Origin of the sequence: Streptomyces sp. RK9 (assembly GCF_045070545.1) — a bacterium.
Taxonomy (GTDB): domain Bacteria; phylum Actinomycetota; class Actinomycetes; order Streptomycetales; family Streptomycetaceae; genus Streptomyces; species Streptomyces alboflavus.
Map to the genome: position 1 here is coordinate 2,914,053 of NZ_CP173703.1, position 23,805 is coordinate 2,937,857.

Below are 23,805 nucleotides of genomic sequence, written 5' to 3' on the forward strand. Positions count from 1 at the left end.
AGGGGGTGGTGCGTGGACGCGTGGGGGGTGTCAGGGAAGGGGCCGGTGAGGGGGCAGGCGCTCAGCCGTCCAGCGCGGCCAGAGCGTCCGCGGCCCGGTCGGCGATCTCCGCGGGCGTGCCCGCGACATCGACGTCGACGCCCGCCTCGTCCGCCCCGAGGGGCTGGAGCGTGGCGAACTGCGAGTCGAGCAGCGCGGTCGGCATGAAGTGGCCCTTGCGCTGCCGCATCCGCTCCTCGATGAGGGCGCGGTCACCGGTGAGGTGGACGAACACGAGGCCGGGCGCGGCGGCCCGGAGCCGGTCGCGGTAGGACCGCTTCAGCGCCGAGCTGCTGACCACGCCGCCGAGTCCGGCGCGGCCGTGCGCCCACGCGCCGATGGCATCCAGCCACGGCCAGCGGTCGTCGTCGGTCAGCGGGGTGCCGGCCGACATCTTGGCGATGTTCGCCTCGGGGTGGAAGTCGTCGCCCTCGGCGTAGGGGACGCCGAGCCGGGCCGCGAGCAGGGGCCCGACGGTGGTCTTGCCGGTGCCCGCTACGCCCATGACCACGACGACGTGGGTGGTGCTCATCGCTGGTGCTGCCTCGCTGTCCTCGTCGACATCGATCGGTTCACGCCACTGAAACCCATTAGGTCAGACGAATTCAAGAGGCTGTGATGCAAAAGTCTGACTTTTTGAGTACGCGAGTCCCCTCGTACGCTGACGTCATGACCGCACAGGCCCGGGGGCTGCACGCTCGCGTACTGGACAGCCTCGGGCCCGCCATCACCGCGGGCGAGTACCCACCCGGCAGCGTCCTGCGCACGGACGAACTCGCACAGCGCTTCGAGGTGTCACGCTCGGTGATGCGCGAGGTGGTGCGCGTCCTGGAGTCCATGCACCTGGTCGCATCGCGGCGCCGCGTCGGCGTGACCGTGCGGCCCACCGAGGAGTGGAACGTCTACGACCCGCAGGTCATCCGCTGGCGCCTCGCGGGCGCCGACCGGCCGCGCCAGCTGCGCTCCCTGACCGTCCTGCGCTCGGCCATCGAGCCGGTCGCCGCGGGCCTGGCCGCGCGGAACGCCACCGCCGAGCAGTGCGCGGCCCTCACCGAGTGCGCCCTCGGCATGGTCGCCACCTCCCGCGGCCGCCGCCTCGAGGAGTACCTCGTGCACGACATCGCCTTCCACCGCGTCGTCCTCGACGCCTCCGGCAACGAGATGTTCGCCCGGCTCGGTGACGTGGTCGCCGAGATCCTCGCGGGCCGCACCCACCACGACGTGATGTTCGAGGACCCCGACCCGGCGGCCGTCACCCTGCACGTGCGCGTGGCCGAGGCGGTACGGGAGGGCGACGCGGACCGCGCCGAGGCCCTGACCCGCGAGATCGCCGAGGGCGCCCTCAAGGAGCTGGACATCCTGGCGCCGCCGCCCGCCACACGCTGACCCCCCGGCACGCCGGGACACCGCCCCGCCCCGGCCGACCCCCGCCGTACCCCGGCCGACCTGCGCCCCACCGCCCCCTGCGCCATCCTGAGTACCGCAGGGGGGCCGGAGAAGGGCACGCCCAGATGACCGAGGACACCCCCGCGGGCACAGGCCACGGCCGGACCGTCAAGCCGCTCGTGCGGATGCGGGCGCGCCGCCCCGACGAGAAGCACCGCGCCGCCACCCCGCTGGAGCTGCTCTTCGACCTGTGCTTCGTGGTGGCCGCCGGCCAGGCCGGGGCCCGCCTCGTGCACGCGCTCGCCGAGGGCGACACCGGGCACGGCATCACCGGCTATCTGCTCGTGTTCTTCGCGATCTGGTGGGCGTGGGTGAACTTCACCTGGTTCGCCTCCGCGTACGACACCGACGACGTGCCCTACCGGCTCGCCACCCTCGTACAGATGGCGGGCGTGCTCGTCCTCGCGGCCGGGATCCCGCGCGCCTTCGACGGCGGGGACTACGGGGTCGCCGTCACCGGCTACGTGATCATGCGGGTGGCGCTCGCCGCGCAGTGGCTGCGGGCGGCCCGCGGCCAGAGCGGGGCGGGGCGCACGGCCGCGCTGCGCTACGCCGTCGGGCTCGTCCTCGTGCAGGCCTGCTGGGTGGTGCTCCTGCTGCTCCCGGACGGGGCCTGGGCCTGGGGTGTCGGACCGCTGATCGTCGCCGAGATCGCTGTGCCCGCCTTCGCCGAGCACAGCCGTCGCAGCCCCTGGCACCCGCACCACATCGCCGAGCGCTACGGCCTGTTCACGATCATCATGCTCGGCGAGTCCGTCGCCGCCGCCACGGTCGCCGTGCGCTCCGCCCTCGATGACTCGGCGGCCCTCGACGAGCTCCTGCCGATCGCCGCCGGCGGCCTCGTCATCGTCTTCGCGGCGTTCTGGATCTACTTCGCGGTCCCCATCCACGAGTACCTCGTCTCGTCCCGGCAGGCGTTCGTCTGGGGGCTCGGCCACTATGTGATCCTCGGCTCCGCCGCCGCGATCGGCGCGGGCATCGAACTGGCCGTGGAGCAGGCGACCCACCACGCGCACATCTCCACACTCGCGGCCTCCAGCGCCGTCACCGTGCCCACCGCGCTGTTCCTGATCAGCACCTGGGCCGTGCACTCCCGGCACTTCAAGACGGGCATCGCCCAGCAACTGGTCCTGCCCGCCACCGCCCTGCTCGTCCTCGCCGCGAGCTTCGCCGGACACGGGGCCGTCCCCCTCGCCGCCCTGGCGACGGCCTGCTCGGTGGCCGCAGGACTGTGGCTCGCCCGCCCGAAGGCACCGGTGGCGCGCGCCGACACCGGGTGAGCGCCGCCGCCGGGCCCGAGGGGACAATGGGCGCCATGTCCCGACGCACCCCCACGCGCCCCGAGCCCTGCCCCTGCGGGCACCCCCTGCCGTACGACAAGTGCTGCGGCCGACTGCACCGAGGCGAGGCCGCCGCAAGCCCCGAGGAGCTGATGCGGTCCCGCTACAGCGCCTTCGCCCGGCGCGACGAGGCGTACCTGCTGCGCACCTGGCACCCCCGGACCCGGCCGCCGCGCGTCGAGTTCGACCCGGCGATGCGCTGGACCGGGCTCACCATCGAGGACACGGCCGACGGCACGGCGTTCCACTCCACGGGCACCGTCACCTTCCGCGCCCGCTACTCCGACGGCGGCCGCCCGGACTCCCTGCACGAGCGCAGCCGCTTCGAGCGGGTGGACGGGGCGTGGGTGTACGTGGACGGGGACTTCATCGACTGACCGGCGCCGCAACGACCGGGGCGCCGCCTCAGCGCACGTCCCCGTACTCGCTCAGGACCCCCGGCGGAGCCTGCGCGTCGACGTAGTGCCCCGGCCCGTGGTCGTCGAAGGAGTACGCGAACGGGACGGTGCGCGTCAGCGCGAGGCGCGCGGCGAAGAAGGCGAGGGGCGCGACGACGGCGAGCCCGGCGAGGGCGTCCATCTGCGGATGGTGCCGACCCGGTCCGTGGACCTCGCTCCAGCCGGACGCCGGGACGTGGCGCAGCGGCGCGAGCCCCCGTTCCGCCGCCCGCAGGTGTAGACGGCGCGCAGCTTCTCCGCGACGGCGCGGCTCGTGGGCGAGGACCACGCCCATCAGCGCGGCCGTCGCCCCGTCCGTGTCCCGCTTGTCCCCCTCGTTCACGGACCGCTTGAACGGCCGCAGCTCGGCGAAGTCCGGACCCACGACGTACTCGTCCCGCATGGCGTCCCCGTGACAGGCGGTGGCGGCACCGGAGTTGAGAGCACACCACCGGTGCGCGCGCACCGTCAACGCGAGCGCGCGCACGCGTCCGAGACCCGTCGGGACCCGGCCACCCCGGCGCCCCGCGTGTGGGGTTGCTGGAGAAGGAGACGCGCACGGGACGTGCCGCGGCCGGGCGCCGACCCCCGGCCGCGGCCCTGACGGGCCCAAACGCCGCCGCCCGCGTGCCAGTTCGAGGCCGGGGCGGGCCCGCGCACATAGGCGGGATCGCCCGCTGCGGTCCGTCCCGCCCCGCCAGTAGCGTCTACGCCCCTGCGGTGTACGCCCGCACCGCGCGTTCACGCGGTGTTCCGTTCCCCGCCCGGTCGCCCGCCCCTGTTCCCGACCCGATCTCCGTCCCGTTCCTGTCGTTGCCTCGTCCGTACGAAGGAAGCGCCCGATGATGTCTTCAGGACAGCCCTCAGGGCAGTACGAGCAGAGTTACGAGCGCTACCAGGGCGGCAGCCCGCAAGCGGAGCGCGTCCTCTTCGAGCGGCTCGCCCGCGAGCTGATGACGGTGCAGCGGGCCAACATGCGGGCCGCGAACGCCGGGTCACCGGCCCGCGTCCAGCACGCCAAGTCCTCCCTCGGCGTGGAGAACGCCCGCCTGCGCTTCCGCGACGACCTGCCGGAGGAACTGCGCTGCGGCTACGCCCAGCCCGGCGCCGAGTACCCCGCGACGGTCAGGCTCTCCGGGGCCAGCGGCATCGGGCAGGCCGACGGGGCGCCGGACCTGCGGGGCGCCGCCGTGCGCGTGGAGGTGTCCGCGGCGGAGAGCCACGACCTGCTCGCCACCAACTGGCCGGTGTCGCACGCCAAGGACGCCCGCGAGTTCGTCGCCTTCGCCAAGGCCCTCGCCGGTGCCCGCAGTCCGCTCCAGAAGGCCTTCGGGCTCTTCGTGAAACTGCCTCTCGCCGTCGGCCTCGCGACCGCGACCCGCATGCGCCGCAACATCCAGGCCGCCACCCGCCACACCGTCAACAGCCTCGCGGGCGAGACGTACTGGAGCCGCGGCGCCACCCTCTGGGGCCCCGCGGGACCCGTCCGCTACCTGCTGCGCCCGGCCGGCGGCGCCGCCCCCGCCCCGCGCCCCGACCACCGCGACCCCAACTACCTGCACCGCGAGCTGGCCCACCGCCTCGCCACCGCCGACGTGGCCTTCGAGCTGTGCCTCCAGCGGTACGTCGACGAGACCCGCACGCCCGTCGAGGACGGCGCCGTGGAGTGGCGCGAGGCCGTCAGCCCCGCCGTGCCCGTGGCCCGCCTCACCATCCCCAGCCAGGACCTGGACACCGCCCAGGCCCGCTCGGCCGCGCGCCGCGTGGAGGAACTGGCGTTCAACCCCTGGTACACCACGGACGAGTTCCGCCCCCTCGGCAACCTCAACCGCGCCCGCAAGGCCGCCTACGAAGCGAGCGCCGCGCACCGCCAAGGCCTGCGCTTCGCGACCGAGGAGCCCCTGCGCAACCGGGTCCTCGGCGTCCCCGTGGGCGCCGCCTTCCGGCTCCTGAACCGGGCCGTGCCCTGGCACCGCCTGCCGCTCCAGCTGAGCCTGCTGAACCTCGTCTTCCTCCGGAAGGTCCTGCGCCGCTTCAACCTCATCGACACCGAAGTGCGGGAGGCGCCCCCGAGGGCCGTGCCGGTGCCGCTGCCCCCCGACGAGCGGCTGCGCACGGCCCGCTCCTACGACGGCACGTACAACGACCTGTCCGCCCCCGCCATGGGAGCCGTCGGCGCGGCCTTCGGGCGCAACATGGCCCCCGACTACCGCCCCGACCTCTTCGACACCCCGAACCCGGTCACCGTCAGCCGCCAGCTCCTGTACCGCGAGAACTTCCTGCCCGCGACGACCCTCAACGTCCTGGCCGCCGCCTGGATCCAGTTCCAGGTCCACGACTGGGTCAACCACCGCCGCCACCCCGCGGGCACCAAGACCGTCGAGGTGCCGCTGCCGCCCGGCTCGTCCTGGCAGAACACCCCGGGCGGGCCCGTCGAGAACGTCATGCGCTTCGCCGAGAACGAGGGCATCCACGTGTCCGACGGCCGCCCGCCCGTCCTCTTCGCCAACACCGCGTCCCACTGGTGGGACGGCTCCGAGGTGTACGGCGCCGACGAGGCGACCGCGCGGTTGCTGCGCGCCCCCGACGGCGGCGCCGACCTCCGCCTGGAAGAAGGGCACCTCCCCATCGGCCAGAACGGCGTCCCGCTGTCCGGCTTCACCGACAACTGGTGGCTCGGCCTCAGCGTGATGCACACCCTGTTCGCCCGCGAGCACAACGCGGTCTGCGCGGCGCTGCGGCAGACGTACCCCTCCATGAGCGAGGACTCCGTCTACCACACGGCCCGGCTCGTGGTCTCCGCCCTCATCGCGAAGATCCACACGGTGGAGTGGACCCCGGCGATCCTCGCCACCGAGGCCATCGACCTCGGCCTGCACACCAACTGGGAGGGCCCGCCCGACAACTGGCTGAACAAGCTGGGCCTGTGGCTCCTGGAGGCCCACTCCCTCACCGGCATCCCCAAGACCCTCCCCGACCACCACGCCGCCCCCTACTCCCTCACCGAGGACTTCGTCACCGTCTACCGCATGCACCCGCTCATCCCCGACGACTACGAGCTGCGCGAGCACCACTTCGGCCGCCGCCTGGAGACGGTCGGCTTCACCGACATCAACGGCGCCGCGGCCGAGGGCGCCATCCGCAAGACCGGCCTCGCCAACACCCTGTACTCCTTCGGCATCGCCCACCCCGGCGCGATCACCCTCCACAACTTCCCGCGCGCCCTCCAGAAGTTCGAGCGCGAGGGCGAACTCATCGACCTGGCCGTCGTCGACCTCGCCCGCACCCGCCGCCGCGGTGTGCCCCGCTACAACGACTTCCGCGCGGGCCTGCACAAACAGCGCATCCGCAGCTTCGAGGACCTCACCGAGAACCCGGAGACCCTCGCCCGCCTCCAGGACGTCTACAGCTCCGTCGACGAGATCGACACCATGGTCGGCCTGTTCGCCGAGAACCCGCCCACGGGCTTCGGCTTCAGCGACACCGCGTTCCGCGTCTTCATCCTGATGGCCACCCGCCGCATCCAGAGCGACCGCTTCCTCACCGTCGACTTCCGCCCCGAGATCTACACCCCCCTGGGCATCGACTGGGTCCAGAAGGGCGGCATGAACTCCGTGATCCTCCGCCACTGCCCCGACCTGGCCGCCCTCCTCCCGCGCAGCGCAAGCGCGTTCGCCCCCTGGCGCCAGGTCCCGCCGACCAACAACGGAGGATCGTAGCCACCCCTCGCTCCTGGGCCCCGCCCCTCACCTGGGCGGCACACACGGCTTGAGCCAGTACACGGGGGACCAGTTCGCGGTCAGGTCCTCGGAGTAGGCGTTGGGCGTGGTGTAGATGCGGTTCCCCTGGGCTCCGTACATATGGGCCCGCATCTGCCCGCGCTGGGCGTTCCACCAGACTCCCGGACCGCTCAGGTGGCGGACGTCGTGCTTCCAGCAGCCCTCCCAGACGTAGACCGAGGTGCGATCCGAGTTCTCCCAGCCGCAGAGCGCGGTCCCGCAGTCGGCGAAGGACCGGAGCGGGTCGCGCAGGTCCCGGGGGTGCTTCTCACCCGGGACGCCCACGGTGACGTGGCCTCCGGGGAACGCGACGGTGTTGGGACCCGTCTGGCGGCTGTCGGGCACCTTGGCGAGATAGCCGTCGACCTTGCGCTGAAGCGCCTCGGCCTCCTGCGGGCCGAGGCCCGCCCGGAGCGCCTGGGCGGCGAAGCCTGAGTCCGCCTCCTTGGTCCCGTGCGGGTCCGCGGCCACGGGCGCGGCGGTGAGGACAGTGCAGGCGGCCGTGACGCCGGTTGGTCACGTGGTCGGAGTGCCACGGTCCGGGACGGGGCCGGACATGAAGAAAGCCCCTGAGGAGGGGCTGTTCTTGCTGGTGTCCGAGGGGGGACTTGAACCCCCACGCCCGATAAAGGGCACTAGCACCTCAAGCTAGCGCGTCTGCCATTCCGCCACCCGGACCGGTGGTCTGTCGCGGTTTCCCGCGGCGACGTGGAAAACCATAGCAAACATTCAGGGGCTCCTGATCACGCAGGTCCCGGGGGTGAACGGCGTATGACGAGGGGCGCCCGCCCTTGGGCCTGGGCGGTCGGCGCGGGAGGATGGGAGGGACCCAGAGTGCGACAGCGGGAGGAACAGCGTGAGCGAGCCGACCACGGACGGCAGGGCGGACGGGGCACGGGCCGTTTCCGGCGAGGACGAGGTCGTCGACCTGTGCCGGGACCTGATCCGGATGGACACCAGCAACTACGGCGATCACTCCGGCCCGGGGGAGCGCAAGGCGGCCGAGTACGTCGCGGAGAAGCTCGCGGAGGTGGGGCTCGAACCGCGGATCTTCGAGTCGCACCCGGGACGCGCCTCCACCGTGGCGCGGATCGAGGGCGAGGACCCGTCGCGGCCCGCGCTGCTCATCCACGGTCACACGGACGTCGTACCCGCCAATGCCCAGGACTGGACCCACCACCCCTTCTCCGGCGAGATCGCCGACGGCTGCCTGTGGGGCCGGGGCGCCGTCGACATGAAGGACATGGACGCGATGACCCTCGCGGTCGTACGCGACCGGCTGCGCAGCGGCCGCAAGCCGCCGCGGGACATCGTGCTCGCCTTCCTCGCGGACGAGGAGGCCGGCGGCACGTACGGGGCGCGGTACCTCGTCGACCACCACCCGGACCTCTTCGAGGGCGTGACCGAGGCGATCAGCGAGGTCGGCGGGTTCTCCTTCACCGTCAACGAGAAGCTCCGGCTGTATCTCGTCGAGACGGCGCAGAAGGGCATGCACTGGATGAAGCTGACCGTCGACGGCAGCGCCGGACACGGGTCCATGATCCACAAGGACAACGCCATCACCGAGCTGTCCGAGGCCGTGGGCCGGCTCGGGCGGCACAAGTTCCCGGTGCGGGTCACCAAGACCCTGCGGCACTTCCTCGACGAGCTGGGCGACGCCCTCGGCACCGAGCTCGACCCGGAGAACATGGACGACACGCTGGCCAAGCTCGGCGGCATCGCCAAGCTGATCGGCGCCTCGCTCCAGAACACCGCCAACCCGACCCAGCTCGGCGCCGGGTACAAGGTGAACGTGATCCCCGGACAGGCCACCGCGCACGTCGACGGCCGTTTCCTGCCGGGGTACGAGGAGGAGTTCCTGGCCGACCTCGACCGCATCCTCGGCCCGAACGTCAAGCGTGAGGACGTGCACGCGGACAAGGCCCTGGAGACCACCTTCGACGGCGCGCTCGTCGACGCCATGCAGATGGCGCTGCAGGCCGAGGACCCGATCGCGCGGGCCGTGCCCTACATGCTCTCGGCCGGCACGGACGCCAAGTCCTTCGACGACCTCGGCATCCGCGGCTTCGGCTTCGCGCCGCTCAAGCTGCCGCCGGAGCTGGACTTCGCGGGCATGTTCCACGGCGTGGACGAGCGGGTGCCGGTGGACGGCCTGAAGTTCGGGGTGCGGGTGCTCGACCGGTTCATCGACGCCTCCTGAGTTCCGAAGTTCTTGAGTTCCGGGCGCGACCGGTGTGCGTGTCGGCGCGCGTGCCGGTGCGTATTTAGGTACATGTAGGTCCTTCTCTCTGCGCGGGCGCGTGCCGAAACGAAACTCCAATAATCGGCAGCGCGTGCGCAATTGACCGAAAAGAGTGAAAGCAGCCTTGCCCTCGTAGCCCTCAACTTCCTCCTTCGTTACAGGTGGTGCGGTCCGCGGCTGGGATCGCATTTGCCAACTAGGAGGAATAATGATCAAGAAGGTCGTTGCCGCTGCGGTGGCCACCGGTGGTCTGGTGCTCGCGGGTGCGGGCGTCGCCGCTGCCGACTCCGGCGCGCAGGGTGCCGCCGTGAAGTCCCCGGGCGTCGTGTCGGGCAACGTCATCCAGGTTCCCGTGCACGTGCCGGTGAACGCGTGCGGCAACACGATCTCCGTGATCGGCGTGCTGAACCCCGCCTTCGGGAACTACTGCGTCAACAAGTGACGCCGCTGTGCCTCACCCCGTGAGGGGTCTCACCCCATGAGGGTCTGACGTCCGTCGGCCCCGGAGTGCGTGACACGCACTCCGGGGCCGACGGGCATTGGGCGCACGGTGCACTGGGCCCGTGCGCATTTCCGGAAGGCAAGGCAGGAACAAGCTATGCGACAGGTCACGCGCAAAGGCCTGATCACCGTGGCGGCCGCCACTGGCGTACTCGCTGTCTCTGGTGGTCATGCACAGGCCGACTCCCACGCCCAGGGCGGCAGTTCGAATTCTCCCGGCGTGCTGTCGGGCAATTCCGTTCAGCTTCCCGTGGACGTACCGGTCAATGTCTGCGGCAACACCGTGAACGTCATCGGGGGCCTGAACCCGGCGGCGGGCAACAAGTGCGCCAACACCTCCGACGCCCCGCGCGGCGGCGGTGGCGGCTACGGCGACGACGACCACGGCGGCAAGCCCTCGGGCGGCGGCGCCACGGCCGACGGCGGTGCCCACGACTCGCCGGGGGTGGGCTCGGGCAACAGCGTGCAGCTGCCGGTCGACGTCCCGGTCAACGTCTGCGGGAACAGCGTCAACGTCGGCGGCGCGGGCAACGCGGCCGTGGGCAACGAGTGCGGCAACGAGTCCGACAGCCACACCGGCGGGAAGCCGCCCACGAAGCCCCAGCACCCGGGCAAGCCCCAGCACCCGGGCAAGCCCCAGCACCCGGGCAAGCCCCAGCACCCGGGCAAGCCCCAGCACCCGGGCCAGCCCGAGCAGCCCGGCAAGCCGGAACAGCCGGGCAAGCCGCAGGAGCCCGGCAACCCCGGCAAGCCCGAGCAGTCGGGCAAGCCCCAGCAGCCCGGCAAGCCGGGCCAGCCCGTCTCGCCCGCGCAGCACACCGAGCCGAAGGGCCCGGCGACCGGTCCGAACGTCCCCGAGGCGCACATGATCACGCCGCCCAAGGGCAAGGACCAGCTCGCGCAGACGGGCAGCTCGCTGCCGGTCGGCGTCGCCCTGCCGGTCGGCGCGGGCATGCTGCTCGCGGGCACCGTCCTGTACCGCAGGACGCGCGCCTGAACGACGGCAGGTGACATCAGGTGAAAACGGAGCGGGCCCCGCGATCGCGGGGCCCGCTCCGTTTTCGCACCGTCCGCCGGGCACCGGGTGGCCGTACCCGGCTCACCAAGTGGCCCTCAGCTGGCGGATGATGCGCCGTCTGAGCCGCACCCGCCGACTGCCGTCGGCGTGCAGGCTGAGGCGGTCCAACTCCCAGTGTCCGTACTCTGCGTGGTCGGTCAGCAGACGCGTGGCTTCTTTGCGGGAGACCCCGCGCGGAACGTACACGTCGACAAATTCGTATTCCGGCATCGCATCTATTGTGCGGGCACAGGCCCGGTACGGATAGCGTCTGCACTATGTCTGATGCTGCGCAGCCCACCGCTGCCGAGGTACGCGCCGCCGCCGAGGCGGTCAAGACCGCGCTCGACCGCCACCTTGCGGCGGTCGAACGCAGGTCGGGCGAGGACGATCCCGACGTCTATGAAGCGTTCAACGAGCTGGCCGCCGCGGCCGAGGCGTACGACGAGCTGCTCTACGACCGTTACGACGAGGTCACCCCCTTCGAGATCCCCGGCGCGGAGGACACCCTGCCGCCGTACCAGGGACCCGCGGAGCCGAACGCCCTGAGCGTGCTGATCCGGCGCGACTACGCCGTCGCGGAGCCGCAGCGACTCCTCGCCCAGGCCGCGCGGGTCGAGGCCGCGGACGACGACGCCACCTCGGAGTCCGACCGGCTCGCGGGCACCGTGCCGGGCGCGCTCGGCCTGCTCTTCGGCGAGTTCGAGCCGGACGAGATCGCCTCCCGGCACAAGGAGTTCGGCCTGGAGGAGGGCGACTCGACGCTGTGGGTCACCGCGGCGGACGAGCCCGCGGAGCCCGGCGAGTGGCTGGAGTCCCCGTTCGACCAGCCCGACTCCCCGCGGGTGGTCTGCCGCTTCGACGTCAGCGCGGTCTTCGACGACGAGACGGACGACGACCTCGACGACGACTTGGACGCCGCGGCGAGCCGTGTGGGCGGCGCCCGCCGGGGCAGGGACGCGCACACCGGCATCGACGGCGACCTGGACGCCGACCTCGACACGGACCTCGATACGGATCTTGACTTTGATCCGGACGAGGGCGATGAGGTGGACGAGGTCGATGTGGCGGATGACGTGGACGACGTGGAGGTCGTCGAGCGGGGGAAGGGCGTGGGCGGCGCCTAGGAGGGGGCGTCGGCAGGGTGTCGGGAGGGCTGTCCGGGGGTGGGTTCGCCTGGCTCCGGGGCCCTTGGCCGGGTGAGTGCGGCCCCGGCCCCCTGTCCAACGGGGGGGGCGGGGCCGCACTCCACGCAGGGGCTAGCCCGCCGCCGGGGCCTGCGGGCGCAGCAGCGTGCGCAGGCGGGTCGCGCGTTCCTTGGCGGGGCGCTCGGCCACTGCCTGGGGCAGGGCCTGGGCGACGCCCTGGACGACCGAGAGATGGCGCTCGGCGCGGCTGAAGGCCGTGTAGACCCACGGCCGGGTCAGGGCGCCCGCCGCGTCGCCCGGCAGGACCACCACGGCCGCGGGCCAGCGGCGGCCCGTGGCCTGGTGCGCGGTGAGCGCCCAGGCGTGCCGCACGGACTGCTCCACCCGCTCCTTCGGTACGGCGACGGGGGTGCCCTCGCACTCCAGGCGCAGGCCCTGCGCGTCGGCGCCGACCACCCGGCCGAGCGCCGTGCGGCCCGGCACCGGGGCGTAGGCGACCCGGTCGCCGGGGTCGAAGCCGCCGAACCTGCCGGGGCCCGGGTTCAGCCGCTCCTTCAGCGCCGCGTTCAGCGCGCGCGTCCCCGCCGCGCCGCCGTGGCCCGGGGTGATCACCTGCGTCTGTCCGGCCGGTACGCCGATGGCGCGCGGCACCGAGTCCGCGACCAGCTGCACCGTGCGGTGGATCGCGTCGGACGCGTCCCGCACCGGGACGATCACGACCTCCTTGCCGGGCGCCTCGACCTGGGCCAGCTCGCCGACGCCGATGCCGGAGACCAGCTCGCCGATGGGGCCCGGGTCCGGCGTGCGCGAGACGACCTGCGGGCAGCAGCGGGCCGCCAACAGGTCCGCGAACACCCGGCCGGGGCCCGCGGACCACAGCACACCCGGGTCGCCGCTGAGCACGAGCCGGGCGCCGTCCGGAAGCGACTCCACGAGCATCGCGGCCGTCTCCACGTCCAGCTGCGGTGCGTCCAGGACCACGAGCAGATCCAGGGCCAGCGCGCCGTCCGCGTCACGACCCGGCCCCTGCCGCCCGGAGAGGAGGCCCGCCACGGTCACGGCGGGGGAGGCCTCGTCGGGAGCACCGGTCGCACTGGGTGCGGGGGAGGAACCGGCGGCACCGGGGGTGTGGGAGGCGCCTGACGCGATGGCAGCATCGGCAGCACTGGCGCCACCGGCCGAACCGACTCCGCCAGTCGTACCGCCCGCGTCCGTCGTACCGCCCGCGTCAGCCGTGCCAGCGCCACCGGCCGTACCGCCCGCGCCGACGGCACCGCCCGCGTCCGCCGCACCCGCCCCTTCCGCAGAGCCGGCCGCCCCGCCGCCCCCGGAAGCCTCCGCACGCGCGTCACCGTCCCGGACGGCACCCGCACCCTCGGGCCCGGTCACCGCACCGGTCGACCCTTCGCCCGTGCGCCTCGCCGGAGGCACGCCGTCGGCCTCTCCACCGGCGGGCCCGTCCACCTGACCCCCCGAGGAGCCGGCGGGACCGGCCCCCGAGGCGCCCACAGCGGCCGTGCGCGGCCCGGATCCGTCGGCACCGCCGCGGGCCCCAGCTCCGGCGGCACCCGAGCCCAGGCCCTCGGCCAGCCTCCGCTGTCCCTCCGCGCTGTGCGTCGCCGCGTACACCCGCAGGCCCAGCGCGCGGGCCGCCGCCACCAGCGCGGCGGGCTCGGCACGGGCCGCCTCGCCGCCCGTGTGGAGCACGAGGCCGTGCGCGGCCACGGCGCGGATCAGGTCGGCGGCGGAACCCGTGGCGGCGGCCGCCGCGGACTCCCAATCGGCGGCCGAGGGACCCGAGCCGCCACGGCCGTGCCCCGAGCCGTCGGGAGCGGAGCTGTCGGGAGCGGAGCCGTCGTCCTCCGGAGCCGAGTCGGCGCCGTCCGGACGCGAACCGCCGCCCACCGGGCCCGAACCCTCCTCCTTCGGCAGCGAGTTCATGACCCGGGCGAGGCCGTCGGCCAGGCTCTCCTCCGCGAGGGCGTACCGCTCGAGGCCGAGCAGCACGCGCACCGGGACCTCGGCTTCGGCGTCGTCGGGGTCGTCGGGGGCGTCGCCGGTCGGGGCGGGCCGCGCCGGGGCGGCCCCGGGGGTCTCGTCCAGCGGGTCCTGGAAGAGCAGGACGTCGCCCTCCGCGAGCGCGGACTGCACCGCCTCGTCCGGATCGGGGACTCCGCGCTGTCCGAGCGCGGCGGTGAGCGCCGAGGAATCGAGAGCCGTGTGCCCGGCGAGCGCGGCCTGTTCGAGGAGCCACACCGTCAGCGCACAGCCCCTGCGCTCGTCCCCGGGACCGCAGTCCGGGCCGAGCAGCGCCCGCGCGAACCCGTCGGCCTGCTCGGGCCGCACCCCGGCGACCCGCAGCAACTGCCACGGGTCGGCACGCAGCACGTCGTCCGCGCCCTCGCCGAGCACGGCCGCCGCCCGGGCCGCGAGCGCCGCGGGCGCGCCGCCCTCGGCCAGCACCGCCGCCACCGCGTCGACCGTCTCCGGCGCCGGGTCACCCGCCCCGGCCGGGGCCTCGGCGACCGGCCGCCGCACGGGTTCGGGGGCGGGCCGCTGCGGCGCGACCGGCGCGGGCTCACGGAACGCGGGCGCGACGGGCTTCTCGCCGCTCTCCACGGCCCGCACCGCCGCCAGCAGGTCGGCCGCCGTGCCCTGAAGCTTCGCGCCCGCCGCCACCGGCCCCTTCTTGTCGGCCTTGCGCTGCTCGATCCGCTCCCGCAGCTCCCGCTGTGCCGCGAGCTCGGCCTGGGCCTCGGACACACCCGCGTCCGCGCCGTCCCCGCTGCCGTCCCGGGGCTCGCCGCCACCGGCCCCGGCGCCGTCCCCGGCACCCTCGGAAGCGGATCCCTCCGAGCCGTCAGGGGCGGCCGAGTCCTCCCCGGCGTCCCCCTCCGGCTCCGGCGCGGCCACGCCGGACGACGTGCCCCCGGCCTCCGGCGCTTCCTCGGCGTCGGCCTCGGGTTCGGCGACCTCCGCGGCAGCGGACTCCGTACTCACAGCGTGCTCCAGTCCTGGTCTGGGTAGCGGTGCACGGGCGCTGACACATCGTCGAGCGCCTGGCAGATCTCGTCAGGAAGACTAAGGGTCTCCACTGACAATGCGGCCGTGAGCTGCTGCGCGTTGCGCGCGCCGACGATCGGGGCGGTCACCCCGGGGCGGTCGCGCACCCAGGCGAGCGCCACCTGCAGGGGCGTGACGGCGAGGCCGTCGGCCGCTATCGCGACGGCGTCCACGACCCGCCCGGCCGCGTCGTCCAGATACGGCGCGACGAACGGGGCGAACTGCTCGGAGGCGCCGCGCGAGTCGGCCGGGGTCGCGTTGCGGTACTTGCCGGTGAGGACGCCCCGGCCGAGCGGTGACGAGGGCAGCAGGCCGACGCCGAGGTCGAGGGCGGCGGGCAGCACTTCGCGCTCGACGCCGCGCTGGAGGAGGGAGTACTCCATCTGCGTGCTGGCGATGCGGGTGCGGGTGCCGGCCGCCGCGAGCTGCCAGGTGGCGGCCTTGGCGAGCTGCCAGCCGCTGAAGTTGGAGATGCCCGCATAGCGCGCGCGGCCGCTGCTGACCGCGATGTCGAGGGCCTGGAGCGTCTCTTCCAGGGGCGTGTCGCTGTCGAAGGCGTGGATCTGCCACAGGTCCACATGATCCGTGCCGAGGCGCGCCAGGGAGGCGTCGAGCGCGGACAGCAGATGGCCGCGCGAGCCGTCGAAGCGGCGGTCGGGGTCGGGCACGCTGCCCGCCTTCGTCGCGATGACCAGATCGCGCCGCGGCACCAGGCGTTCGACGAGTCGTCCGAGGAGGTACTCGGCCTCCCCGTCGCCGTACACATCGGCCGTGTCCACGAGGGTGCCGCCCGCCTCCCAGAAGGCCTTCAGCAGGTCCGCGGCGTCGTTCTCCCCGATCTCGTCGGAGTGCCCCCATGTGAGGGTGCCGAGCCCGATCCTGGACACGCGCAGACCTGTTCGGCCGAGATGCCTCTGCTCCATGGCGGCGAGATTACTGGCCATGCCTCAGCGCTGGGTGTGCGTGTGGACAAAGCCGTGCCTGTGGACAACTCATGAACCCCTTCGGGCACCAGCTCCCGCCCCGGCCCGGCGCCCCGCACCGGGCCCCGGCGGGACCGCCGCCCGCCCCTGCCGGATCGCCCGCCCGCGCGCTACAGTCCCCGAACAGGCACGTTACTCATGGGTAAGGGGATTCGGCCATGCAGCTCGGGATCAACCTCGGCTACTGGGGCGCGGGGATGGACGCGGACAACCTCGTCGTCGCGAAGGAGGCCGACAAGCTGGGCTACGCGGTCTGCTGGGCGGCCGAGGCCTACGGTTCGGACGCGGCCACCGTGCTCTCGTGGGTGGCGGCGCAGACCGAGCGGATCGACGTCGGCTCGGCGATCTTCCAGATCCCGGCGCGCCAGCCCGCGATGACCGCGATGACGGCGGCCACCCTCGACTCGCTGTCCGGCGGCCGGTTCCGGCTCGGGCTCGGCGTCTCCGGGCCGCAGGTCTCCGAGGGCTGGTACGGCGTCAAGTTCGACAAGCCGCTGGCCCGCACCCGCGAGTACGTCGAGATCGTACGCAAGGCCATGACCCGCGAGCGCCTCAGCTACGAGGGCGAGCACTGGACGCTGCCCCTGCCGGGCGGCCCGGGCAAGCCCATCAAGCTGACCGTGCACCCGCAGCGCGAGCACATCCCGCTGTACATCGCCGCGATCGGGCCGAAGAACCTGGAGCAGACCGGTGAGATCGCCGACGGCGCGCTGCTGATCTTCCCGGCCGCCGAGCACCTGGAGGAGACCGCGCTGCGTCATCTGCGGGCCGGGCGCGAGAAGGCGGGCAAGACTCTGGAGGGCTTCGACGTGGTCCCGACGGTGCCGCTCGCACTCGGCAAGGACGCGGACGTCGACGCTCTCGCCGACATGTTCCGGCCCTACACGGCGCTGTACGTCGGTGGCATGGGCAGCCGGAAGCAGAACTTCTACAACCAGCTCGCGCAGCGCATGGGGTACGAGAAGGAGGCCGCCGAGATCCAGGACAAGTACCTGTCCGGCGACAAGGAGGGCGCGGCCGCCGCCGTACCGCGCTCCCTGATCGACTCCACCACCCTGCTCGGCTCCGTGGACCGGATCGCGGACCGGATGCGGGCCTACGCGGAGGCCGGTGTCACCACGCTCACGCTGGCGCCCGCGGGCTTCACGGTGGAGGAGCGGCTTGCCTCGCTGCGCGCGGGCACCGAGGCCCTGGAGCGGGCCGGGGTCGCGTAGCGGGAGATTTCTGCGGCCGTGGTGGGGGCTCGGGGGTCTTCCCCGCCACGGCCGTCACGGAGCACAACGCCGCGAAGAGCCCTCCGGTTACGGCCGCGGAGACCTTCCGTCGCCTGCGATCAGGGCGCGTACCCGGCTGCCTGCCCGGCTGTCCGTCCGCTGCCTGCCCGGCTGAGGTGTGACCGCCTGCCCGACCGCCTCGTCCGAGGTGTCCCTCCGCCCCTTTCGGCCCCCTGTGTCCTTCGTTTGGCTGAGCTGTCGCATACACCTGTTGCCTGATGGCGCGCTGCGCATTTGACTCGTTCTTTGCGGAAGTCTGTGTGGTCAGTGACGGCATGGAGGTGCCTGCGATGCTTTCGGCCCGGAGTCTCTTCCAGGAGATCCTCGACAACGACGAGTCGTTCCGGCTGTTCTGCTCCATCGCGGCGAGCGGGGAGTCCCAGGGCGGCTGGGAGAACGGGCGCATCGCCGCGCTCGTCCCCGACAGCCGGCGCGATCTCGCACCCAAGATCACCCGGCACGGCGCCGACGAGGACAAGCACGGACGGATCTTCAACGCCCTGCTGCGCAAGCGCGGCCTCGAACCCGTCGACGTCCCCGCCGCCACCGACTACACGATGCTCCTGGAGCGCCGCGGCATCGGCCTCGCGCACGAGAAGCTCCGCGCCGACCAGCCGCTCACCGAGCAGGACATCGTCACGTACCTCTCGCACAGCCGCGTCACCGAGCAGCGCGCCGCCGACCAGATGGTCATGCTCCGCAAGTACTTCGGGGACGACCCCGAGGTCGGCAAGGCCGTGAAGATGATCTCGAACGACGAGGACAACCACCTGGCGTACTGCCACGAGGAACTGCTCCGCTTCGCCCGCGCCGGGCACGGGCGCACCATCCAGAGCACCCTGCGCGAGTGCGCCCTCGCCGAGATCGCCGTCTACCGCGACGTCAGCCTCGCCGTCATGGAGCACATGGGCCGCATCCTGCGCTGGTCCCCGGTCAAGTCCAGAACGCTCGCGGCGGGCATCCACGCCATGCACGCGTACGAACGCGCGGGCGGCTGGCGGCGGATGGTGTCCCTGAAGATGCCGGAGCGGCGCGACGCGCTGGGCGGACCCGCCACCTCCGCGGCGGAGTTCGCCTGACCACGCCCGGCTCCCGGACGGGGCGCTAGAGCCACCCGCGGCGCTTGAACAGCCGGAACAGGCCCACCTCGAGCGCGACCATCAGAAGGATCACCGCCGGGTACGCCCACCACCAGCGCAGCTCCGGCATGTGGTCGAAGTTCATGCCGTAGATGCCCGCGATCATCGTGGGCACCGCCGCCATCGCCGCCCACGCGGAGATCTTCCGCATGTCGTCGTTCTGCCGCACGCTCATCTGCGCCAGATGCGCCGACAGGATGTCCGTCACCAGGCGGTCCAGGCCCTCCACGGACTCGTTCACGCGCAGCAGGTGGTCGTTGACGTCCCGCAGGTACGGCTGCGCGGATTCGTCCACGAACGGCACCGCGCGGCCGAAGGGGCCCACGCCCGCGAGGCGCGCGAGCGGCATCGCCAGCGGGCCCGTGGCGCGCCGGAACTCCAGGATCTGCCGCTTGAAGCGGTAGATGCGGGACGCGGTGTTCCGCGAACCGCCCCCGTCCGGCGAGAAGACCTCCGCCTCCAGGACCTCCAGGTCCGTCTGCAGCTCGCTCGCGACCTCCAGATAGTGGTCGACCACGGCGTCCGCGATGGAGTAGAGCACCGCCGTCGGACCGTGTTCGAGGACGTCGTGCTCCGCCTCCAGCTGGTGGCGCACGGCGCCGAGCGGTGCGCCCTCGCCGTGCCGGACGGTCACCACGAAGCAGTCGCCCATGAAGATCATGAGCTCGCCGGACGACACGGCGTCGCTCTCCGGCTCGTACACCACCGGCTTCAGGACCACGAACGCCGAGTCGTCGTACACCTCCAGCTTCGGCCGCTGATGGGCCTTCAAGGCGTCCTCGACCGCCAGCGGGTGCAGCGAGAACTCCTTGGCGACCAGGTCGAACTCGTCCTCCGTCGGCTCGTACAGGCCGATCCAGACGAACGCGTCCCCGGCCGCCCGGGCGTCGTCCAGGGCGTCGGAGAAGTCCGCCGGGCCCTGGACGCGGCGCCCGTGCCGATAGGTGGCGCAGTCCACGATCACCCTGCGCATTCTTCCGGGGCTCGGCTCCTGCCGCACCCCCTCGGCCGCTTAGGCTGACCCGCATGCCCACGCTGATCCTCGTCCGCCACGGACGCTCGACTGCCAACACCGCGGGCCTGCTCGCCGGCTGGACGCCCGGCGTCGGCCTCGACGAGCGCGGTGCCGAACAGGCCGCCGCGCTGCCCGGGCGGCTGGCCGCGCTGCCCCTCGCCGAGATCGTCACCAGCCCGCTGCAGCGCTGCCAGGAGACCCTCGCGCCGCTGCTCGCCGCCCGCCCCGGGGTGCCCGTCCACACGGACGAACGCATCGGCGAGTGCCACTACGGCGACTGGTCGGGCCGCAAGCTCGCCGAGCTCGCGGACGAGCCCCTGATGGAGGTCGTCCAGCAGCACCCGTCCGCGGCGGCCTTCCCCGGCGGCGAGTCCCTGCGGGCCATGCAGACGCGGGCGGCTGAGGCCGTGCGGGAGTGGAACGCGCGCGTGGAGCGCGACCACGGTGCCGACGCCGTCTATCTGATGTGCTCCCACGGCGACATCATCAAGTCCCTTGTCGCCGACGCCATCGGGCTGCACCTGGACCTGTTCCAGCGCATCTCCGTGGAGCCCTGTTCCGTCACGGCGATCCGCTTCACCCGGCTGCGGCCCTATCTCGTACGGCTCGGCGACACCGGCGACTTCGGGTCGCTCGCGCCGCGCGAGGCACCCGCGAGCGACGACGCACAGGTGGGCGGCGACGCGGGCGCACCGTGATCGTCGCCCGCAGTAGGGTGCAGTGGTCGCGCCAAGTACATGCAGTCGATTTCAATGGAGACAGGACGTGTCCCGTCAGGTGTTCCTCTATGACCCGCCGGAACGCTTCGTCGCCGGAACCGTCGGGCTCCCCGGTCGGCGTACCTTCTTCCTCCAGGCCTCCGCCGGGGTCCGTGTGACCAGCGTCGCCCTGGAGAAGACCCAGGTGGCCGCGCTCGCCGAGCGCATGGAGGAGCTGCTCGACGAGGTCGTGCGGCGCAGCGGCGGCAGCGCGGCGGTGCCCGCCGTGGCGCCCGCCGAGGTCACCGACAGCGCGCCGCTCGACTCGCCCGTCGAGGAGGAGTTCCGGGTCGGCACGATGGCGCTCGCCTGGGACGGCGAGGAGGAGCGCATGATCGTGGAGGCGCAGGCCCTCGTCGAGCTGGACGCGGACTCCGAGGAGGACCTCGCGGAAGCCGAGGAAAGGCTCCTGCAGGACGAGGAGAACGGCCCCCCGATGCTCCGGGTGCGCCTCACCGGCGCCCAGGCCCGTGCTTTCACCAAGCGCGCCCTCGACGTCGTGAACGCGGGCCGTCCGCCGTGCCCGCTGTGCAGCCTGCCGCTCGATCCGGAAGGACACGTATGCCCGCGCCAGAACGGATACCGGCGGGACGCGTGACCCCCACCGAACTGCTCACCCGCGGTGAGCTGACCGTGCGCGGGCAGATCCGGGAGGCCTCCAACGCGGTGCTCTACTGCACGGTCGGGTACGAGGAGCACACCGCCGCCTGCGTCTACAAGCCGGTCGCCGGGGAGCGGCCCCTGTGGGACTTCCCCGACGGGACCCTCGCCCAGCGGGAGGTCGCCGCGTACGAGGTCTCCGAAGCGCTCGGGTGGGGGCTCGTGCCGCCCACCGTGCTGCGGGACGGGCCCTACGGAGAGGGCATGGTCCAGCTCTGGGTCGGGGCGGAGGCCTCCGGTGAGTCCAGTGAGGCTGCCGACGCCGACGCCGACGCCGAGGGTGCCGATGGGGCCGGGCTGCTCGCCCTCGTCGAGGGGGACGAGCCCGGGGACGGCTGGAAGGCCGTCGGGTACGCCCAGGTGGGCGAGGGGCGCACGGCGCTGCTCGTGCACGCCGACGACGCCCGGCTGCGGCGGCTCGCCGTGCTCGACGCCGTGATCAACAACGCCGACCGCAAGGGTGGGCACCTGGTGCTCGGGGACGGCGGACGCCTCTTCGGCATCGACCACGGGGTCACGTTCAACGTCGAGGACAAGCTGCGGACGCTGCTGTGGGGGTGGGCCGGGGAGAAGCTGCCCGAGGAGGCGGTGGACGCGCTGGGCTCCCTGCGGGACGGCCTGGCGGTGGGGGAGGCCCTCGCCGAGCGGCTGGGGGAGCTGCTGACCGCCGCGGAGGTGGACGCCGTACGGGAGCGGGTCGCCGGGCTGCTTGCCGCGGGGAGGCATCCGGGGCCGTCCGGGGAGTGGCCGGCCATTCCGTGGCCGCCGGTGTGAGATCCACGAGGGCTGCCCGCCCCGTGGGCAGGTGAAACCTGTCGAAGATCTCGTTGCCCTGGGTCGTATGCGGAAGGGGCGTCCGGTTAGGCTCAAGACATGTATGCCTGGCCCGCTTCTGAGGTTCCCGCCCTGCCCGGCAAGGGCCGTGATCTCCGGATCCACGACACCGCGACCGGTGGCCTCGTCACCCTCGACCCCGGTCCCGTCGCCCGTATCTACGTCTGCGGCATCACTCCGTACGACGCGACCCACATGGGTCACGCGGCGACCTACAACGCGTTCGACCTCGTGCAGCGCGTGTGGCTCGACACCAAGCGGCAGGTCCACTACGTGCAGAACGTGACCGACGTGGACGACCCGCTCCTCGAGCGCGCCAAGCGCGACGGCAAGGACTGGGTCGAGCTGGCGCAGGGCGAGACCGCGCTGTTCCGCGAGGACATGACCGCGCTGCGGCTGCTGCCGCCGCGGCACTACATCGGCGCCGTCGAGTCGATACCGGGCATCGTGCCGCTCGTCGAGCGGCTGCGGGACCTGGGCGCCGCCTACGACCTCGAGGGCGACATCTACTTCTCCGTCGAGTCCGACCCGCACTTCGGCGAGGTGTCGGGCCTCGACGCCGCCGCCATGCGCCTGCTCTCCGCCGAGCGCGGCGGCGACCCGGACCGCGCGGGCAAGAAGAACCCGCTCGACCCGATGCTCTGGATGGCCGCCCGCGAGGGCGAGCCGAGCTGGGACGGCGGCTCCCTCGGCCCCGGCCGCCCCGGCTGGCACATCGAGTGCGTCGCCATCGCCCTGGACCACCTCGGCATGGGCTTCGACATCCAGGGCGGCGGCTCCGACCTGACCTTCCCGCACCACGAGATGGGCGCCTCGCACGCCCAGGCGCTGACCGGCGAGCACCCCTTCGCCAAGGCGTACGTGCACGCGGGCATGGTCGCCCTCGACGGCGCCAAGATGTCCAAGTCCAAGGGCAACCTGGTGTTCGTCTCGAAGCTGCGGCGCGACGGCGTCGACCCCGCCGCGATCCGCCTCGCCCTGCTCGCCCACCACTACCGCGCCGACTGGGAGTGGACCGACCAGGTCCTCCAGGACGCCGTCGAACGGCTCGCCCGCTGGCGCGCCGCGGTGTCCCGCCCCGACGGACCGTCCGCCGACGCCCTGGTCGAGGAACTGCGCGAGGCCCTGGCCGACGACCTGGACGCCCCCAGGGCGCTCGCCGCCGTCGACCGCTGGGCCGCCCGCCAGGACGCCGAGGGCGGCACGGACGAGGGCGCCCCCGGCGTCGTGTCCCGCGCGGTGGACGCGCTGCTGGGCGTCGCCCTGTAGGACGCACGGAAGCGGCGCCGAACGGGAAGCCTCCGTCCGGCGCCGCGGTCACCGGGTGCGGATCACCTGGTGCCGGTCACCACGTGCGGGTCACCTGGTGATCACGATCGCGAGCAGCAGCCCGGGGTTGTTCGTGTCGTAGTAGCCGATCACCGGCTGCCCGTACGCGAAGGCTTCCTGGACCTGGTCGCGGGTGCGGTCGTCGGGGTTCACGTAGACGCGCCACTCGTTGTCCACGTGCAGGTACAGCAGGGACGCCTGACCCGGGAGCGGCTGGACGACGTCCCAGAAGCTCTGGGCGACGGCACCCGCGAGGGCCTGCGTCGAGATCGCGGGCGCCTGCGCCTGCGGGACCCGCTCCTGGCCGAGCTGCTGCAGCAGTTGCTGGAACGGCTGCTGCTGGCCGAGCTGCTGCATCTGCTGGCGCAGGTGCTGCGGGATCTGCTGCTGCATCTGCTGGGGGATCTGTTGCTGGCCGGGCATCTGCTGGCCGTACTGGCGCTGCTGGCCGATCTGGCCTATCTGACCGATCTGGCCGGGCTGACCCTGCTGGCCCTGGCCCTGGCCCTGCTGGCCGATCTGGCCGGGCTGCGGCGGCGCGGTGCTCGGGCCCTGCTGGCCGGACTGCTGCTGGCCGAACTGCTGGCCGTAGCCCTGGCCCTGCTGGCCGAACGGCTGCTGCTGGCCGAACTGTTCGGGGCCGTAACTCTGCTGCGGGCTGTACTGCTGGCCCTGCTGCTGGCCCAGTTGACTCATTTGCGGGGTGGTGCTCATGCGGGTGCCACCTTCCGTCAATGGTCGGTCCGTTGATGTGGTGCGAT

At 73.0% G+C, this 23,805-nt stretch carries 23 protein-coding genes and 1 tRNA gene; 15 read left to right on the forward strand and 9 right to left on the reverse strand.

Annotation, left to right across the window (positions count from 1 at the left end; genetic code table 11):
- Window positions 1-61 precede the first annotated feature (61 nt).
- Window positions 62-571 (reverse strand): gluconokinase, encoded by a 510-nt coding sequence (locus AB6L24_RS11815; protein WP_405654893.1) that lies wholly within the window; start codon window positions 569-571, stop codon window positions 62-64.
- A gap of 137 nt (window positions 572-708) precedes the next feature.
- On the opposite strand from AB6L24_RS11815, the gene AB6L24_RS11820 reads away from it, so the two are divergent.
- The 3 genes from AB6L24_RS11820 to AB6L24_RS11830 all read left to right on the forward strand — a co-directional run bounded on the left by AB6L24_RS11820 (window position 709) and on the right by AB6L24_RS11830 (window position 3,202).
- Window positions 709-1,425: a FadR/GntR family transcriptional regulator gene (locus AB6L24_RS11820; protein ID WP_087883415.1), complete on the forward strand. Its 717-nt coding sequence runs from the start codon at window positions 709-711 to the stop codon at window positions 1,423-1,425.
- A 125-nt stretch (window positions 1,426-1,550) separates the two neighbouring features.
- Complete coding sequence (locus AB6L24_RS11825; protein ID WP_405654897.1) at window positions 1,551-2,765, forward strand: low temperature requirement protein A; 1,215 nt, start codon at window positions 1,551-1,553, stop codon at window positions 2,763-2,765.
- Window positions 2,766-2,800: 35 nt separating this feature from the next.
- Window positions 2,801-3,202: a YchJ family protein gene (locus AB6L24_RS11830; RefSeq protein WP_405654899.1), complete on the forward strand. Its 402-nt coding sequence runs from the start codon at window positions 2,801-2,803 to the stop codon at window positions 3,200-3,202.
- A 28-nt stretch (window positions 3,203-3,230) separates the two neighbouring features.
- On the opposite strand, the gene AB6L24_RS11835 is transcribed toward AB6L24_RS11830, so the two are convergent.
- On the reverse strand, window positions 3,231-3,665 hold the full coding sequence (locus AB6L24_RS11835; protein WP_405654901.1) for a hypothetical protein: 435 nt from the start codon (window positions 3,663-3,665) through the stop codon (window positions 3,231-3,233).
- Window positions 3,666-4,104: 439 nt separating this feature from the next.
- Here AB6L24_RS11835 and AB6L24_RS11840 point away from each other — a divergent pair, with 439 nt between their 5' ends.
- Window positions 4,105-6,981, forward strand: a complete 2,877-nt coding sequence (locus AB6L24_RS11840; protein ID WP_405654903.1) for a peroxidase family protein — start codon at window positions 4,105-4,107, stop codon at window positions 6,979-6,981.
- 27 nt (window positions 6,982-7,008) lie between these two features.
- Here AB6L24_RS11840 and AB6L24_RS11845 read toward each other — a convergent pair whose 3' ends face one another.
- Together AB6L24_RS11845 and AB6L24_RS11850 are read right to left on the reverse strand one after the other, a co-directional pair.
- A complete protein-coding gene (locus AB6L24_RS11845; protein ID WP_405654905.1) occupies window positions 7,009-7,512 on the reverse strand; it encodes a hypothetical protein in 504 nt (167 codons plus the stop codon).
- Between the two features lie 119 nt (window positions 7,513-7,631).
- Window positions 7,632-7,719 (reverse strand) — tRNA-Leu (locus AB6L24_RS11850).
- Window positions 7,720-7,897: 178 nt separating this feature from the next.
- Here AB6L24_RS11850 and AB6L24_RS11855 point away from each other — a divergent pair.
- The 3 genes from AB6L24_RS11855 (at window position 7,898) to AB6L24_RS11865 (ending at window position 10,781) form a co-directional block, all read left to right on the forward strand.
- The gene (locus AB6L24_RS11855) at window positions 7,898-9,241 is read left to right on the forward strand and encodes a M20/M25/M40 family metallo-hydrolase (protein ID WP_405654908.1); all 1,344 of its coding nucleotides are present in this window, start codon (window positions 7,898-7,900) and stop codon (window positions 9,239-9,241) included.
- A 250-nt stretch (window positions 9,242-9,491) separates the two neighbouring features.
- Window positions 9,492-9,725 (forward strand): chaplin ChpH, encoded by a 234-nt coding sequence (gene chpH / locus AB6L24_RS11860; RefSeq protein ID WP_030356202.1) that lies wholly within the window; start codon window positions 9,492-9,494, stop codon window positions 9,723-9,725.
- A gap of 156 nt (window positions 9,726-9,881) precedes the next feature.
- The gene (locus AB6L24_RS11865) at window positions 9,882-10,781 is read left to right on the forward strand and encodes a chaplin family protein (RefSeq protein ID WP_405654910.1); all 900 of its coding nucleotides are present in this window, start codon (window positions 9,882-9,884) and stop codon (window positions 10,779-10,781) included.
- Between the two features lie 102 nt (window positions 10,782-10,883).
- On the opposite strand, the gene AB6L24_RS11870 is transcribed toward AB6L24_RS11865, so the two are convergent.
- Window positions 10,884-11,072, reverse strand: a complete 189-nt coding sequence (locus tag AB6L24_RS11870; RefSeq protein ID WP_030356204.1) for a DUF5703 family protein — start codon at window positions 11,070-11,072, stop codon at window positions 10,884-10,886.
- A 47-nt stretch (window positions 11,073-11,119) separates the two neighbouring features.
- On the opposite strand from AB6L24_RS11870, the gene AB6L24_RS11875 reads away from it, so the two are divergent.
- Window positions 11,120-11,968, forward strand: coding sequence for a hypothetical protein (locus tag AB6L24_RS11875; RefSeq protein WP_405654912.1), 849 nt, complete (start codon window positions 11,120-11,122; stop codon window positions 11,966-11,968).
- A gap of 132 nt (window positions 11,969-12,100) precedes the next feature.
- Here AB6L24_RS11875 and AB6L24_RS11880 read toward each other — a convergent pair whose 3' ends face one another.
- Both AB6L24_RS11880 and AB6L24_RS11885 read right to left on the reverse strand, forming a co-directional pair.
- A complete protein-coding gene (locus tag AB6L24_RS11880; RefSeq protein ID WP_405654915.1) occupies window positions 12,101-14,989 on the reverse strand; it encodes a helix-hairpin-helix domain-containing protein in 2,889 nt (962 codons plus the stop codon).
- Complete coding sequence (locus AB6L24_RS11885; RefSeq protein ID WP_380852624.1) at window positions 14,986-15,975, reverse strand: aldo/keto reductase; 990 nt, start codon at window positions 15,973-15,975, stop codon at window positions 14,986-14,988. The genes AB6L24_RS11880 and AB6L24_RS11885 overlap by 4 nt, the downstream gene beginning before the upstream one ends.
- A 218-nt stretch (window positions 15,976-16,193) precedes the next feature.
- Between AB6L24_RS11885 and AB6L24_RS11890 the strand changes: the two genes are divergently transcribed.
- Entirely contained in the window at window positions 16,194-17,249 is a 1,056-nt protein-coding gene (locus tag AB6L24_RS11890; protein WP_385725241.1) for an LLM class F420-dependent oxidoreductase, read from the forward strand.
- 350 nt (window positions 17,250-17,599) lie between these two features.
- Complete coding sequence (locus AB6L24_RS11895) at window positions 17,600-18,388, forward strand: ferritin-like domain-containing protein (RefSeq protein ID WP_405654917.1); 789 nt, start codon at window positions 17,600-17,602, stop codon at window positions 18,386-18,388.
- A 25-nt stretch (window positions 18,389-18,413) separates the two neighbouring features.
- Here AB6L24_RS11895 and corA read toward each other — a convergent pair whose 3' ends face one another.
- Window positions 18,414-19,412 (reverse strand): magnesium/cobalt transporter CorA, encoded by a 999-nt coding sequence (gene corA / locus AB6L24_RS11900; RefSeq protein WP_405657136.1) that lies wholly within the window; start codon window positions 19,410-19,412, stop codon window positions 18,414-18,416.
- Window positions 19,413-19,474: 62 nt separating this feature from the next.
- Here corA and AB6L24_RS11905 point away from each other — a divergent pair, with 62 nt between their 5' ends.
- The 4 genes from AB6L24_RS11905 (at window position 19,475) to mshC (ending at window position 22,984) form a co-directional block, all read left to right on the forward strand.
- Window positions 19,475-20,161, forward strand: coding sequence for a histidine phosphatase family protein (locus AB6L24_RS11905; RefSeq protein WP_087883400.1), 687 nt, complete (start codon window positions 19,475-19,477; stop codon window positions 20,159-20,161).
- Window positions 20,162-20,228: 67 nt separating this feature from the next.
- On the forward strand, window positions 20,229-20,819 hold the full coding sequence (locus tag AB6L24_RS11910) for a DUF3090 domain-containing protein (protein ID WP_405654919.1): 591 nt from the start codon (window positions 20,229-20,231) through the stop codon (window positions 20,817-20,819).
- Window positions 20,783-21,655, forward strand: a complete 873-nt coding sequence (locus AB6L24_RS11915) for an SCO1664 family protein (RefSeq protein WP_405654922.1) — start codon at window positions 20,783-20,785, stop codon at window positions 21,653-21,655. Before AB6L24_RS11910 ends, AB6L24_RS11915 begins: the two co-directional genes overlap by 37 nt.
- A 99-nt stretch (window positions 21,656-21,754) precedes the next feature.
- Window positions 21,755-22,984, forward strand: coding sequence for a cysteine--1-D-myo-inosityl 2-amino-2-deoxy-alpha-D-glucopyranoside ligase (mshC, locus tag AB6L24_RS11920; RefSeq protein WP_087883398.1), 1,230 nt, complete (start codon window positions 21,755-21,757; stop codon window positions 22,982-22,984).
- 90 nt (window positions 22,985-23,074) lie between these two features.
- Here mshC and AB6L24_RS11925 read toward each other — a convergent pair whose 3' ends face one another.
- Entirely contained in the window at window positions 23,075-23,437 is a 363-nt protein-coding gene (locus tag AB6L24_RS11925; RefSeq protein ID WP_405654925.1) for a hypothetical protein, read from the reverse strand.
- Between AB6L24_RS11925 and AB6L24_RS11930 the strand changes: the two genes are divergently transcribed.
- Complete coding sequence (locus AB6L24_RS11930; protein WP_405654927.1) at window positions 23,414-23,794, forward strand: hypothetical protein; 381 nt, start codon at window positions 23,414-23,416, stop codon at window positions 23,792-23,794. The two genes, AB6L24_RS11925 and AB6L24_RS11930, sit on opposite strands and share 24 nt — an antisense overlap.
- Window positions 23,795-23,805: the final 11 nt, after the last annotated feature.